Raw genomic sequence first — 13,486 nt, 5'->3', positions numbered from 1 at the left:
TCCTTTAATATGGAAAAAAGCGGCTAAATAGCCGCTTTTTATGTTGCGTTTAATATTCCAATGATGACTCTGTCGCTTTAAAATATTTTTCACGTGAAGGAGTCATTACCCGGATTGCTAATAAACAGGAAAGGAAAAGAATGAGTAACGAGCTACTTATTACAGTAATTTGGACGGAAAGAAATTGTGCGGATGCTCCAATTGCTAAAATGAAAAAGACTTGGATAAAACTTTTTATGGAATCAAACACGCTATCAATACGTCCTATCATATGTACAGGTATGTTATTTTGATAAAATGTTATAAAGCCAGTACCAGCAAATGATGAAGACACTCCAAGTAAAATAAAACCGCCTGCTGCGACGATAAATGAATTTGAAAAGGCGAAAATTACATAGCCTATTGCTGTAAAAATCATACCGAATCCGATACAATATTGAATCGGTAATCGTTTAGCAAAGAGAGAAACAAGAAATGAACCGAAAACGTAAGCTGCACCAGTTATACTAACAAGCATGCTATATTCCATGTTGGATAAAAGCAGTACTTGATTTGTGAAAACAACTTCTTGTGAATCGATTGCCATAGCGACAAGCATAGTCGCTTGAAATAAAACGAATATGAGAATAATGTAAGTTTCTGTTCGAGCAAATGAAAAAACTTGATTCCAATCATTTCGTAATGTTTGTACGAAAGTATTTGCAACTTCTTCGTTTTGCTTTGTTTGTAATGCAATGTTTGGCAAGAAGTAAATGAAAATGGTAGAAAGTAGAAAGGAAAGTGAGTTGCAGTAAATAACAAAGGTTGCTGAGTGCGTGGTGAGAAGTATTCCAGCAAGAGCTGGACCGATAATGAAAGCTCCGCTTGTACAAAAGTTACTCCAAGCGTTGAATTGCGCGCGTTCTTCAGCACGTATGAGCATTGTTTTATAAGAAAATGAAGCCGGATCGAAAAATGATGTAGCAATGCGAGTCAAAAAGATAAAAATGTAAATGGCCCAAATAGAATCAAATAGTGGTATACAGCCAATGAGAGCTGCCCGAATGATATCTGTGATAAGCATAATAGACCGTTTGTTTAATCGATCTACTATGCTACCAGACCATATTTTCGTAAATACGGTGGCAATTGGGCCTACAATCCATAATCCTGCTACAGCAGCAGGAGAGTTTGTGCTATGTAACACCATTACGTTTAAGGCGATGAGATACATAAAATCACCTAAACGAGAAATTCCTGTTCCCGACAATAATAATAATTTATTTTTCATGAGCGGCTAGACCTTTCTTTCATTGTTTTTTTATCCTGCAGGAAATAGCATATTCCTCTTCGGAGTTTGATTGACGAGCGGTTTTGTTTTCCCAGCGTAATAAAACTTGTGTAACCTCCCAAGTAAGCTGTTGTAATTCCTCTGGAGTTAAAAATAAATGAGAAACAATATGACTACCTGTATTCGTTCCCTCTGTGCCGCTTTCTTCAATATAGAAATGAGCAGATTTTGCTTTGTAATATTTTTCAATAATCCCTCGTTTTTCCTTCGTGTCTACTAATTCAAGTAACCCTCCATCATATAAAATTTGAACGTGATAATGCACGCTACCAGTAGATTTGTTTAGTTTAGTAGCTACTTGCTTTGCTGTGAGTGCTTCGTCTTTTAAAAGGTGAAGAATTTGAATACGAGTTGCGTTGGAAATGAGCTTCTGCTGCTCAGCTGAAATAGTAAGTCTATCTTCAAACATGATGATATCTCCTTTCTTATAATCTAAATTTATTGTACATTCTAAAAAATTAGAACGTAAGGAAAATAAATCGCCTTTTTCCTCTGTATTTCGACATAAATAAAAATAGCATGTACATAAACATGCTATTAAGTAATAGTAGATTCTTCACTAAGTTTCCCGCGATAAAACAGATAAAGCCATATAAAACTTACAAATATACAGCATGTAGCTAATAAACTACCAATCATTTGAGGAGAAAGGATTTCTAATAACCATCCTGTCATGAGCATAGATAACTGTATAAGTGAGCCATAAATAGAGTAATGAAAGGAAAAAACTTTACCAATCATATTTTCCCGCGTGTAAGTTTGAAGTAATGTCGTATCAAGTGGAACGATGATTCCTCCTGCTATGCGCATACATAGTAATGTAATGATACCGAAAATAAGTTGATCGGATAGAATGAATCCAAGAAAGAAAATGCCTTGTAGGAAGTAGGCCCAGCCAAATGCTTTTTTCATTTTTTCTTTATTATGGGATATATAAAGATTAACGAGAAAGCTTCCTATCATAAGCCCAGCCCCTTGAACCGTATATAAAATCCCAATGTTCGTGTGGAAAATTTTTTCGGCATAGATTGTTAGAAGTAGCTGATAAGCGCCGCCAATAAGCCCCCATGAAATGCCGACAACAATTAATGTTAAAATGATTTTTGTTTGCGATATATATGTATAACCATCTTTTATATCAGTCAAAAATGCTTTTTTCTTGTTACAAGTATTATGAGAAGGGATACACATACTATAAATAAAATAGGCTGAAATAAAGTATGATAGGCTATTTACTAAAAAAGCGAACTCAATATGTAAAGATTGTGCAATTATACCGCCTAAAGAAGCACCCATAATAGACATAAAACCATTCATTGTACTAGAAAGAGAGTTAGCAGTTACGAAATGATTTTCGTGTACGATGTTTTTTAAGGTTGCTTGTTTAGCTGGCTCAAATAAGCAAGAAAGTACAGATAAACATATATTAGCAATGAAAATAATTTCAATTTTATAGCTTGCGAGTATGTATGTAAGGACTAGAATTCCCCGTGTAATATCGGTGAAAATCATAATATTCTTTTTAGAAAAACGATCTACCACTCCGCCTATGAAAGGGCTAAGAAGTAGTTGTGGTAAACCTTTACTTATAAAAGTAAGTGCAATCATAAACGGAGATTCTGTTATGCTATAGACGAATGTTAATAAAGCTACTGTATGAAACCAATCTCCAAGTACACTTAATGTTTGTCCGTAAAATAGTTTGTTGAAGTTTTTATTTGTTTTAAGAAGTGCGGAATAAGAAACTGACATAAAAAGCTCAATCCTTATGTAATGATGATGCTTGAATTTGTTTTTTCCATTCACTTAAATACACTTTCTTTTCTGAAGGAAGTCCAACAGGTAATTGTGCAATCAATTCTAAACTATTTCCATCAGGATCGTTAAAGTATACAGCGGCATGTGCTAATTCAGGAAAAACAATTGGTTCAATTGGTTCCATTCCAAAGTCTTTTCGTGCTGAAATTCCTTTTTGATTTAGCCAATGAATCGCATTTTCTAAATCATGTAAACTTACTTGAAAGGCGATGTGTCGTAAAGAGGGATGATAATTCACTTTGTATTCTGTGCCTTCCCAAAGACCGAGCCAGCTTTCATTTTCTTTAATCCAAAAGAAAGCAATATCATCTCCTCTTTTATATAATTTTAGTCCAAGCGATTCATAAAAAGATATTGATACTTCCAAGTTACGTACAGGTAAATGTGCTTCGTAAAGGCCTTTAATCATTGTAATCCTCCTAAGTAAAAAATGCTTCTTATTTCATAGTAAACATTTTTTTATGAGTTGAAATCAGAAAAAAGAGGGACATAATTTCATACGAAAGTATGAAAAAACAGCTCAAATATGAGCTGTTTTCTTATAGTTTTTCGTTCATTTGTTAAGGATAGGATATATTAGTATCCGTATCCGCCGCCACCCCAACAGCTACATCCGATGATGATTAGAAGGATGAATAGTACGATAAGCAAAGCAAATCCACCGCCGAAACCAGCGCAACTTCCACCATAACTCATATGTGTTCCTCCTTTTGAGTAAGTTAATCTATATAATTCATGGACTACTATATACAGTATGTTTTTTGTATAGAAAAGGAGCCAGTCTCTTTTGTAATTAGACAAACGCCTGTATGGTCATTCTAATTGTATATAGAGCTACGGATATGGGGATGAATCGTTATATATTTTGCGATTTGTTCATAAAAAAATATAAAAATTGTAATAAAAACCATTTTTATATTTTTTTATGAGCGAATTTGTACTATAATTTTACAAGTAATATTATGGGAAAAGGGAGTTTTAGTGAAGAGATGGAGATGGGACAATTAAAAAATAAAATAGAAAATAAAAAGAAAGAGCTAATTCAACTTGTTGCTAGACATGGATTGGATCATGATAAAGTTTTGTTATTTAGCCGAGATTTAGATATACTTATTAATAAGTTTATGAATGTAAAAGATAAAGTACATAAATAAAGAATTTGTAGTTTTTTATATTAAGATATTCAATGAAAAAGGAGAGAGATGTATTTGGAACATTTACAAGAAGAGCTATATAAACAAATAAAAGAAGAAAAAGGTATTGTTACAATTTTTTTAAAGAGTGGCGTTAGAATAGTAGGAGAAATTGTTGCAATAGACAAATTTACCGTTTTAATGTTAGTTGATGGAAAACAACAACTTATTTACAAGCAGGCTGTATCAACAATAATGAAATAAGACACTCGTGCTGAGTGTCTTATTTCATTATTGCTTACAAGCTTCAACGTCAATGCCAGCAGCTAATAATTTATTTTCACCATCTTGCTCAATGATTTTTTGTAATTTAGATAGGAAAGAATCAAAGTTTGTATGCTTTGCTACTTGGAATGTCATTTTATGTTCAATTGGCAGCCACGTATCAATGTCAGCTTCGTTATGCTGAATTTTCACCTCAAGCTTATCAAGTGCGTTAGCAACTTTTGCTTCGTACGTTTCTTTCGCTTCAAACTCCATCCATAAATCATATAATTCCTCGCCGAGAGAACCTTTTAATGTTCGTTTAATATTTAAAATTGCTTCTTGTTCATTTATTTGTTTTTGTAGTTGTAATTCATGACTATTCATTGTATCAAAAGCAGGAATATCACCAGCTTCTGCTTCGACTAGGTCGTGAATAATAACCATTTTAAGTAATTTTTCAATATTTACTTTTTGATCTAAATAAGGTTCAACTAAAATGGCCATTAGAGACATGCGCCACGTATGTTCAGCAACGCTTTCTTGACGCCCGTTAGAAAGCCAGCTATGTCGCATTTCATATTTTAGTTTTTCTGCTAGTGCAATGACTTGTAAAATGTTATGTTCCATCGTGATCCTCCTCGTATTTCCATACTACAATTCTAATATGGAAATGAAATGTGTCAATTCTATGAGTATATTGCGATAAATAGATGATAAGCGTATAATACTTATTATATGTGAAAACGCATTATTAAAATAAAAAAATGTTTTATAAAAATGAAAAGGAAGGGCAGGAATATGGGAGACGAAAATCAAGTGTTTGCTAGACCAGAAAGAAAAAAAAGGAAGTTTGATATTTCTAGCCCAGTGGGCATAATAGTAGGTTTTGCTATTGTAATAGCGGCAATTATGCTTGGCGGCGGTGGAATAAAAGCTTTTAAAAACTTTTTAGATGTTTCATCTATTTTAATTGTTATAGGGGGAACAACAGCGACAATTGTTGTGGCATATCGATTTGGAGAAATAAAAAAATATACGAAAAGTATTTTTACTGTTTTACATAGAAGAGAAGAAGATTTAGAACAGTTAACGGATTTGTTTGTTGATTTTTCGAAAAAGTCTAAAAAACACGGTCTGCTTTCTTTAGAAGTTGATGGAGAGCAAGTAGACAACCCTTTTATTCAAAAAGGAATTCGATTAATGTTAAGTGGTTACGATGAAGATGAATTAAAAGAAGTGTTAATGAAAGATGTTGAAACGGAAGTGTATGAGTTAAGAAAAGGAGCTGCATTATTAGATAAAATTGGTGATTTCGCTCCTGCTTGGGGTATGATAGGGACTTTAATCGGTCTTATCATTATGCTTCAAAACTTGCAAGACACATCGCAAATTGGTACAGGGATGGCAGTTGCGATGTTAACGACATTGTATGGATCCGTACTTGCAAATATGATTGCAATCCCACTTGCTGAAAAAGTGTATAGAGGGATTGAGGATTTATATACAGAGAAGAAGTTTGTTATTGAAGCAATTTCAGAATTGTATCGTGGACAAATTCCGTCTAAATTAAAGTTAAAACTCGATACGTATGTATACGAAACAAAGATAAAAAAAGTAAAACGAGCAGCCTAATATTGCAAGGAGTGGTATGGTTATGTTGAAACGACCGCAAAAGGGATCGCCTCGTTGGATGACGACTTTTACAGATTTAACGATGTTATTATTAACTTTCTTTGTATTACTAGTTGCTACTTCAAAGCAGGATGCAGTAAAATTGTCAAAGATGCTTGAAAAGTTTAGTGATACGGAGCAAGTAGATGCAAAAGTAATGGAAAATACAATACCAGATATTTCGCATGAAAAAAATGATGAAAAAATGATTTCGAAAAAAAGAATGGATGAATTATATAAGAAGTTAAAAGCATATGTAGATAATAACGGTATTAGTCAAGTGAATGTATATCGAGAGGATACGGGAGTAAGCGTCGTTATAGTAGATAATTTAATATTTGATACAGGTGACGCGAACGTTAAACCAGAAGCGAAAGAGATAATAAGTCAATTAGTTGGGTTTTTCCAATCGGTACCAAATCCCATTGTTGTAGAAGGACATACAGACAGTAGACCTATTCATAACGACAAATTCCCTTCAAACTGGGAATTATCTTCCGCGCGAGCAGCAAATATGATTCACCACTTAATCGAAGTGTATAATGTGGATGATAAAAGGCTAGCTGCGGTAGGATATGCAGACACAAAGCCAGTTGTACCAAATGATTCACCGCAAAATTGGGAGAAAAACCGTCGCGTTGTCATTTATATAAAAGAATAGTATATTATCATTTTAATAATAAAATAATAAAAATACGAAAATTCTTTTAAAAAAATATTAAATTTTATCATTTTATTTTGTATAATGAGTGAGAATGATAAGGTTAAATATTAAGATATATTTATACATAGAAGGAGAGAATCAAAAAGAATGGCACATAAAATTTTAGTTGTAGACGATGCGATGTTCATGCGAACAATGATTAAAAACTTATTAAAAAGTAATTCTGAATTTGAAGTAATCGGAGAAGCGGAAAATGGAGTAGAGGCAATTCAAAAGTATAAAGAACTTCAACCTGATATAGTTACATTAGATATTACTATGCCAGAAATGGACGGACTTGAAGCGTTAAAAGAAATTATTAAAATTGATTCAAGTGCAAAAGTTGTTATTTGTTCTGCAATGGGACAACAAGGTATGGTATTAGATGCAATTAAGGGTGGGGCAAAAGACTTTATTGTAAAGCCATTCCAAGCAGATCGTGTAATCGAAGCTTTAACAAAAGTAGCAAACAGCTAATATAGAAGGGGTGCCACAAGGAATCTAAACATTGATAGCGGATATGCGTGTGGCCCCCTTTTTTCTCGTTTTAAAACACTAAATTGTTATACATGAATGAAATGTTTGTTAGACAGGTAGGGGATTAAAATGCAAACAGATCTATTAAATATATTTTTTGAGGAATCAGAAGAACATTTACAATCGCTAAATGAAAATGTGCTAACTTTAGAACAAAACCCGACTGATATGGATGTTGTGGGAGAAATATTCCGCTCAGCCCATACGTTTAAAGGTATGTCAGCGAGTATGGAATTTACGGAAATGGCGGATTTAACGCATAAAATGGAAAACGTTTTAGATGAAATTCGTCATGGGAATATAGTTGTAAATGCGGAGATTATTGATGTAATTTTTGAATGCATTGATAATTTAGAGAAGATGGTTGCAGATGTGCAGCAAGGTGGAATGGGCAATATTGATGTAATTGCAACGAAACAGAAATTAGAAGCATTATTGAACGGCAATATAGAAATTCCTAATGAACATATAGAACAAGAAACCATAAATAACGATGATGCAGCTTCACATGAAGTGCATATAACTGTTGAGCAACAAGCTATTTTAAAAGCAGTACGTGCCATTATGTGTATTGAAGCGCTACAAAATTTAGGTAATGTAAAAAAAACAGTTCCTAGTATTGAAGAAATTGAAGCAGACGCTTTCGGGTTTGAGTTCACAGTATTTATGGATACTGATCAAAGTGAAGAAGAATTAAAACAAGTAGTGCTTCATGTTTCTGAAATTGAGAAAGTAGAAGTGAAGCAAGGACATACATCAAAAGAAGTAGTTTCGGAAAAATTGGTTACACAAGAAGTCGTACAAGAAGCTATACAAGCGGATACGCATGTGGAATCAACTAAAGAAGTATCTAAACAATCTGCTAATGCTACACCAGCTAAAAGCACTGCAAAAACGAAAAATGGTAAAGTAGAAAATCGTTCCATACGTGTTCAATTAGAAAAAATTGAAAGATTAATGAACATGTTTGAAGAAAGTGTAATTGAGCGTGGTCGCATAGATGAATTGGCGCAAGCAATTCAAAACAAAGAATTAATTGAGCATTTAAATCGATTAGGCGATATTTCAAAAGATATTCAAAATGTACTTCTAAACATGCGTATGGTGCCGATTGAAACAGTCTTTAATCGTTTCCCGCGTATGGTACGTATGTTAGCGAAAGATTTAGGGAAAAAAATCGATTTACAAATTACAGGTGAAGATACTGAAGTCGATAAAATTGTTATTGATGAAATCGGTGATCCGCTTGTTCATTTAATTCGTAATGCAATTGATCATGGGGTTGAAACTGTTGAACAACGTCGTGATGCAGGTAAAAATGAGACAGGTACGATTAAATTAGAAGCGTTCCATAGTGGAAATCATGTCGTAATTCAAATTACGGATGATGGAAATGGAATTCATAAAGGGAAAGTATTAGAAAAAGCGATTAAAAATGGTGTTGTAACAGAATCTGAGGCAAATAAATTAACAGACCGTGAAATATTTGATTTGATCTTCCAACCAGGATTTAGTACAGCTGAAGTTGTATCAGACCTTTCTGGACGCGGGGTTGGATTAGATGTAGTGAAACATACAATCCATAGTTTAGGTGGACATTTAATTATTGATTCTGAAGAAGGCAAGGGAAGTACATTTAGAATTGAACTTCCATTAACGTTGTCTATTATACAATCTATGCTTGTTCAAACGAATGATAAACGGTATGCTTTACCTCTTGGTAATATTGTTGAAGCAATTCGAATCAAGAGAGAAGACATCCAATCCATACAAGGAAAAGATGTGTTAAATTACCGTAATCAAATTATTGAAGTGAAGCATTTAAGTACGGTATTTGGTGAGAAAACAGCAGATGAGGCGTTTGCGTCATATGATGGTCAAATGGTTCCTGTGTTAATTGTTCGTAATACACATCGCAGCTATGGAATTATTGTAAACACAATTATCGGTCAAAGAGAAATAGTCTTAAAGTCATTAGGTGACTTCTTTGCAGAGAGTTCTAATTATTTCTCTGGTGCGACAATTCTCGGTGATGGACGAGTGGTCCTCATTTTAAACCCAGAAGGTTTATAATAGGAATGAAGGAAAGCTCCCCACTTGTATACAATTGGGGAGCTTTTTAGTTAATTGTTACTAAGCTGAAAATGGGAATAAATACATATTAACGTTTTATATAATAAGTTTGTTAAAATAAAATGAGAGTTTATATCATTTGATAGAAAAACAGAAATGAGGAGGCAGAGAAAATGCCTGAGCAACACACAAAAGGGGATACGAGCACAATTGTGCTAGAAAAAGAAAATGAGCATTTAACGCCTCAAGAATGCGATATTCTTGGCGAAATTGCAAATATATCATTTGGTTCAGCTTCGACTGTATTATCAACAATCTTAAATAGGCAAGTAAGCATTACTGCTCCTCGCATCGAATTGGTAGATTTATATGATTCAAGCGACGTCGAAGTTCCACACGTTGTACTAAATATTCATTTTACAAAAGGATTAGATATGGAAAATCTTCTTGTCCTTAAGCAAGATGTTGCATTATCCATTGCTGATTTAATGATGATGGGAACAGGTGAAGTGGAGGACGGAAAAGAACTTGGTGAATTAGAGCTAAGTGCTGTACAAGAAGCGATGAATCAAATGATGGGGTTCGCAGCTACATCTATGTCTGAATTCTTCCAAGATACAGTAGATATGTCTCCGCCGACAATTAAAGTTGTAAAGCTATCAGAAGAAATGGAGAAAATCTCGGAAATCGATGGGAATCAAACGATTGTTAAAGTATCGTTTGATTTAAAAATAGATAATCTTGTAAACTCTAAACTTGTGCAAATTGTTTCAGTTGAACATGCGAAACAAATGATAAATAAATTAATGCAATTATCTGGTGAAGTAGAAGAGCAAGACGATCCAGCAGAAGTAGTGGAAACTGAGATTGTAGAAGAACAAGTTGAAAAAGAGCATTTAACGCAAGAAGAGAAAGATGTCCTTGGTGAAATTGCAAATATTTCAATTGGTTCCGCTTCAACAGTATTGTCAACGCTTTTAAATCAGCCAGTTTCAATTAGTACACCGAATGTAGAAGCAATCAATGTTCGCCATTATGATGGAGTACCAGTTCCGTTTGTTATTTTAAATGTTGATTTTGTTGAAGGACTAAAGAATGAGAATGTATTCGTATTTACGAAAGATGTCGCTTTAACAATGGTAGATTTAATGATGATGGGGACAGGGGAAGTTGATCCAGAGAAAGAACTTAGTGAATTAGAACTGAGCGGTATTAAAGAAATCATGAACCAAATGATGGGGCATGCTGCAACGGCGATGTCAGAAATGTTTCAAGAAAAAATGGACATGACACCACCAAATGTTAAATTTGTAACTTTAAAAGAAGAAATGGAATATTTGGGAGAGTCAATGGAAGTGGACGAACTCGTTCAAATTACGTTCAACCTTGAAATTGGCGACCTGCTTCAATCAAAAATGTATCAAATTTTACCGATTTCAGAAGCGAAAGAAATGGTAAGAAGACTTCTATATCCAATGGTGGAAGAAGAAGAGATTGTTACGGAAGAAATTGAAGAAGAAAAAGTTGTAGAACCTGTTGTGCAACCTATTGAATTTAAAGAAGTAAAACAAATGGAACCAGTATACATGGACACATCCATCCTACAAAATGTAGAAATGAACGTGAAATTTGTATTTGGAAGCACAGTGAAAACCATTCAAGATATTTTAAGTTTACAAGAGAATGAAGCGGTTGTGCTAGATGAAGATATTGACGAGCCAATTCGTATTTATGTAAATGATGTATTGGTGGCGTATGGTGAACTTGTAAATGTAGATGGATTTTTCGGAGTAAAAGTGACGAAATCGCTATAAGTCGTTGAAATAGGAGTTTGAGCTAGTAGATGAAAAACGTAAAGTTTTTTCTAATGAGCTGGTTATGCATACATGTGTGCTTGCTCTTCCCGCTGCAAAGTAAGGCGGAAGAGCAAAATGTGCCAGAACAAAATATAAATGAAGTGAATGTGCAAGAAGAGAATAAGGAAGTGCAAGAACAGCCAGGACAAGTGGAAATGAAGCAAGATAAAGAGGAACAACAAGAAGCAAAAAATAAACAAGAAACCGAAAAAAAGATAGAGACGGATCAAGGGGTTATTACAGTAAATAAGCCGGAATTAAAAGTTGGCGAAGAAGTGCTGGTTATTGTAGAGCCGAAAGAGAAAAATGTTCAAAGTATAAAAGGTATTTTGCGCTTGCCAAAAAACGGCGATCAGTATGAACAAGAAAGAATGCTATCGTTTAAGTATGAAGAGGAAACGAAGCGATGGATTGCTAACTACAAGGTCGAGACTTTTGATTTGCAAGGTGATTGGAACCTTCAGCTCATTCAAAATTACAAAGAAAATGAGAAAGAAGAGCTCTTAGAAAATGAAGTAAAAGTCCCTCTTATTCGTATAAATAATGAAATGCCAACAATAGATAAAGAGATGCCGAAGTTGCATAAGGTTACTATCGACGAGGCGAAGGAGAACGTAATCGAACGAAAACAAGGCGATTCTATACGTGTAAGAGTGAAGGCGGCAGACGTGGAATCGGTTGTGAAAGAAGTTCGTGTTACATTAAAAGGAAAAGAAAATAAAGAGATTACATTTTTGTTAGATTACAATAAGCGCGACATGGAATGGCAAAAAGTATTTGAAATAACGGATGCGTTGCCAAGTGGGACATACGAACTACTTGTAGAGGTAGTAGATGCGGCTGGAAATAAACTGATTGAAGCAAGTGAGTATGTCGTTTCTGTTTTGGAGCAAAAAACAGAAGAGGATAAAAAGATAGAAGAACGAGAAGATAAATTAGAAAATAAATTAGAAGATAAGAAAGAAACAGAGAAGCAGGAAGACTCGAAAGTAGAAATCCCGCTTCAGGAAGAAAAACCACCAGTTGTTCAAATTCCGAAAAAAGAAGAGAAAGTAAACGATCTTATAAATGAACCATTGAAAGAGAAAGAAAAAATTACTTATGTTATAAAGGAGCCTCTCACAGACAACAAGGAAGTAAATAAAGCGACGGCTCAAAAAGATAAAGATAATAAAAATAACAATCAAGTCATTTCGAAAAAGAAAGAGAAAAAAGAAGAGCCAGCAGACAAGAAAGAAGCTGAAAGTGACCAAGGAATACAAGCTTCTAATGTATTTGCTATTATGTCAGGTTTATTCGTATTGTTTTTAGTTTTAAAGAGTAATAAAGAATGGGGCTAATAATTTCATAGTAGTGGAGGCGCTTAGATGGAGATTAAACGTACGACAATTGAAAATAAGACGCTACAACCATTAAAACAGCCTGCAGCTATTTCAGAACATGAAATCCAGAAAGAACGAAAGCATAGTAATCTAGTGTTTACTGGTCAGTCTAAAATTATTTCGAAGAATAATGAAATAGGGATTTTACTTGCGAGTTTAGGCGATGGAAAGGTTATGAAGGAAATGCTTTCTAAAGAGATGGATACAGTATTACAACTCTTTAAGAAGTTACATACATTATCTGGAGAAGGAAAGCAAACAGAAAAAATATTTGAACAAGTAATGAGAAGCTTGCAAGGACTTGTGAAGCAGGCGCATATAAAAGAGCTTCCTTTGTTAGATGGGACGTATGATTTCGCTGAAGTACAACTATCATTTGGTAGAAAGGTACACATTCCGTTACTAGATGTAAGTGCACTCCTTTCTAGAGTGGAAAATGATTCTTCAGAAGGAAATATAAATTTAATGGTAACGGTTATTACTGCTTATATAACGAAATTGTCTAACGAAACCATTTTAATTAGCGTTACAGATCGTACTGCTAAAGAGCGGGATGTAAGCGTATGGAGAGCACTTGCAGAAATGAATATGACACAATTATCACAGGCTTTGAAACATACAATGCAAGAACATAAATGGTCTATGACGTTTCTTTTTCTCTTTGTATGGATTGTTGCTATTATTTTAATTCGAGTTATATAAAAAGGTCGTCACTT

Annotated in this window: 15 protein-coding genes; 9 read left to right on the top strand and 6 right to left on the bottom strand. The window is 34.1% G+C overall.

Annotated elements, in window-relative coordinates; all coding sequences use genetic code 11:
* Positions 1-49: 49 nt before the first annotated feature.
* The 5 genes from AC0L0O_RS16780 to AC0L0O_RS16760 form a co-directional block, all read right to left on the bottom strand.
* Complete coding sequence (locus AC0L0O_RS16780) at positions 50-1,270, bottom strand: MFS transporter (RefSeq protein WP_000791680.1); 1,221 nt, start codon at positions 1,268-1,270, stop codon at positions 50-52.
* Positions 1,271-1,289: 19 nt separating this feature from the next.
* Positions 1,290-1,739, bottom strand: coding sequence for an ArsR/SmtB family transcription factor (locus AC0L0O_RS16775; protein ID WP_000461276.1), 450 nt, complete (start codon positions 1,737-1,739; stop codon positions 1,290-1,292).
* Between the two features lie 128 nt (positions 1,740-1,867).
* Positions 1,868-3,082: an MFS transporter gene (locus AC0L0O_RS16770; protein WP_000117041.1), complete on the bottom strand. Its 1,215-nt coding sequence runs from the start codon at positions 3,080-3,082 to the stop codon at positions 1,868-1,870.
* Between the two features lie 7 nt (positions 3,083-3,089).
* Entirely contained in the window at positions 3,090-3,557 is a 468-nt protein-coding gene (locus tag AC0L0O_RS16765; RefSeq protein WP_000589708.1) for a VOC family protein, read from the bottom strand.
* A 167-nt stretch (positions 3,558-3,724) separates the two neighbouring features.
* Entirely contained in the window at positions 3,725-3,844 is a 120-nt protein-coding gene (locus tag AC0L0O_RS16760) for a YjcZ family sporulation protein (RefSeq protein ID WP_000120179.1), read from the bottom strand.
* Between the two features lie 239 nt (positions 3,845-4,083).
* Between AC0L0O_RS16760 and AC0L0O_RS16755 the strand changes: the two genes are divergently transcribed.
* Positions 4,084-4,302 carry an aspartyl-phosphate phosphatase Spo0E family protein gene (locus AC0L0O_RS16755; protein ID WP_002080856.1) on the top strand — a complete coding sequence of 73 codons (219 nt, stop codon included), beginning with the start codon at positions 4,084-4,086 and terminating at the stop codon, positions 4,300-4,302.
* A 54-nt stretch (positions 4,303-4,356) separates the two neighbouring features.
* The gene (gene hfq / locus AC0L0O_RS16750) at positions 4,357-4,545 is read left to right on the top strand and encodes an RNA chaperone Hfq (protein ID WP_000400658.1); all 189 of its coding nucleotides are present in this window, start codon (positions 4,357-4,359) and stop codon (positions 4,543-4,545) included.
* A 27-nt stretch (positions 4,546-4,572) separates the two neighbouring features.
* Here the strand turns inward: hfq and AC0L0O_RS16745 are convergent, their stop codons facing one another.
* Complete coding sequence (locus tag AC0L0O_RS16745; RefSeq protein WP_000400754.1) at positions 4,573-5,175, bottom strand: HD domain-containing protein; 603 nt, start codon at positions 5,173-5,175, stop codon at positions 4,573-4,575.
* Positions 5,176-5,346: 171 nt separating this feature from the next.
* Between AC0L0O_RS16745 and AC0L0O_RS16740 the strand changes: the two genes are divergently transcribed.
* From AC0L0O_RS16740 to AC0L0O_RS16710, 7 genes are all read left to right on the top strand, one after another.
* Positions 5,347-6,180: a flagellar motor protein MotP gene (locus AC0L0O_RS16740; protein WP_000502149.1), complete on the top strand. Its 834-nt coding sequence runs from the start codon at positions 5,347-5,349 to the stop codon at positions 6,178-6,180.
* Positions 6,181-6,202: 22 nt separating this feature from the next.
* Positions 6,203-6,880 carry an OmpA family protein gene (locus AC0L0O_RS16735; RefSeq protein WP_048551696.1) on the top strand — a complete coding sequence of 226 codons (678 nt, stop codon included), beginning with the start codon at positions 6,203-6,205 and terminating at the stop codon, positions 6,878-6,880.
* A gap of 150 nt (positions 6,881-7,030) precedes the next feature.
* Positions 7,031-7,399 (top strand): response regulator, encoded by a 369-nt coding sequence (locus tag AC0L0O_RS16730; RefSeq protein WP_000940576.1) that lies wholly within the window; start codon positions 7,031-7,033, stop codon positions 7,397-7,399.
* 129 nt (positions 7,400-7,528) lie between these two features.
* Positions 7,529-9,532 (top strand): chemotaxis protein CheW, encoded by a 2,004-nt coding sequence (locus tag AC0L0O_RS16725; RefSeq protein ID WP_473785887.1) that lies wholly within the window; start codon positions 7,529-7,531, stop codon positions 9,530-9,532.
* A gap of 173 nt (positions 9,533-9,705) precedes the next feature.
* Complete coding sequence (locus AC0L0O_RS16720; protein ID WP_042511548.1) at positions 9,706-11,346, top strand: flagellar motor switch protein; 1,641 nt, start codon at positions 9,706-9,708, stop codon at positions 11,344-11,346.
* A 29-nt stretch (positions 11,347-11,375) separates the two neighbouring features.
* Positions 11,376-12,728, top strand: a complete 1,353-nt coding sequence (locus tag AC0L0O_RS16715) for an Ig-like domain-containing protein (RefSeq protein ID WP_283729664.1) — start codon at positions 11,376-11,378, stop codon at positions 12,726-12,728.
* A 27-nt stretch (positions 12,729-12,755) separates the two neighbouring features.
* Positions 12,756-13,472: a hypothetical protein gene (locus AC0L0O_RS16710; protein ID WP_000403981.1), complete on the top strand. Its 717-nt coding sequence runs from the start codon at positions 12,756-12,758 to the stop codon at positions 13,470-13,472.
* Positions 13,473-13,486 lie beyond the last annotated feature (14 nt).

The sequence above is a fragment of the Bacillus sp. GS3m_15504 genome (assembly GCF_055825275.1).
This window is presented reverse-complemented; position numbering and strand designations above follow the sequence as displayed.

Excerpts from the sequence above, each read along its gene's own strand:
- AC0L0O_RS16710 (WP_000403981.1), top strand. The coding sequence starts at position 12,756 with ATGGAGATTAAACGTACGACAATTGAAAATAAGACGCTACAACCATTA.
- AC0L0O_RS16760 (WP_000120179.1), bottom strand. The coding sequence starts at position 3,844 with ATGAGTTATGGTGGAAGTTGCGCTGGTTTCGGCGGTGGATTTGCTTTG.
- AC0L0O_RS16720 (WP_042511548.1), top strand. The coding sequence starts at position 9,706 with ATGCCTGAGCAACACACAAAAGGGGATACGAGCACAATTGTGCTAGAA.
- AC0L0O_RS16725 (WP_473785887.1), top strand. The coding sequence starts at position 7,529 with ATGCAAACAGATCTATTAAATATATTTTTTGAGGAATCAGAAGAACAT.
- AC0L0O_RS16775 (WP_000461276.1), bottom strand. The coding sequence starts at position 1,739 with ATGTTTGAAGATAGACTTACTATTTCAGCTGAGCAGCAGAAGCTCATT.
- AC0L0O_RS16730 (WP_000940576.1), top strand. The coding sequence starts at position 7,031 with ATGGCACATAAAATTTTAGTTGTAGACGATGCGATGTTCATGCGAACA.
- AC0L0O_RS16770 (WP_000117041.1), bottom strand. The coding sequence starts at position 3,082 with ATGTCAGTTTCTTATTCCGCACTTCTTAAAACAAATAAAAACTTCAAC.
- AC0L0O_RS16765 (WP_000589708.1), bottom strand. The coding sequence starts at position 3,557 with ATGATTAAAGGCCTTTACGAAGCACATTTACCTGTACGTAACTTGGAA.
- AC0L0O_RS16780 (WP_000791680.1), bottom strand. The coding sequence starts at position 1,270 with ATGAAAAATAAATTATTATTATTGTCGGGAACAGGAATTTCTCGTTTA.
- AC0L0O_RS16745 (WP_000400754.1), bottom strand. The coding sequence starts at position 5,175 with ATGGAACATAACATTTTACAAGTCATTGCACTAGCAGAAAAACTAAAA.
- AC0L0O_RS16740 (WP_000502149.1), top strand. The coding sequence starts at position 5,347 with ATGGGAGACGAAAATCAAGTGTTTGCTAGACCAGAAAGAAAAAAAAGG.
- AC0L0O_RS16735 (WP_048551696.1), top strand. The coding sequence starts at position 6,203 with ATGTTGAAACGACCGCAAAAGGGATCGCCTCGTTGGATGACGACTTTT.
- AC0L0O_RS16715 (WP_283729664.1), top strand. The coding sequence starts at position 11,376 with ATGAAAAACGTAAAGTTTTTTCTAATGAGCTGGTTATGCATACATGTG.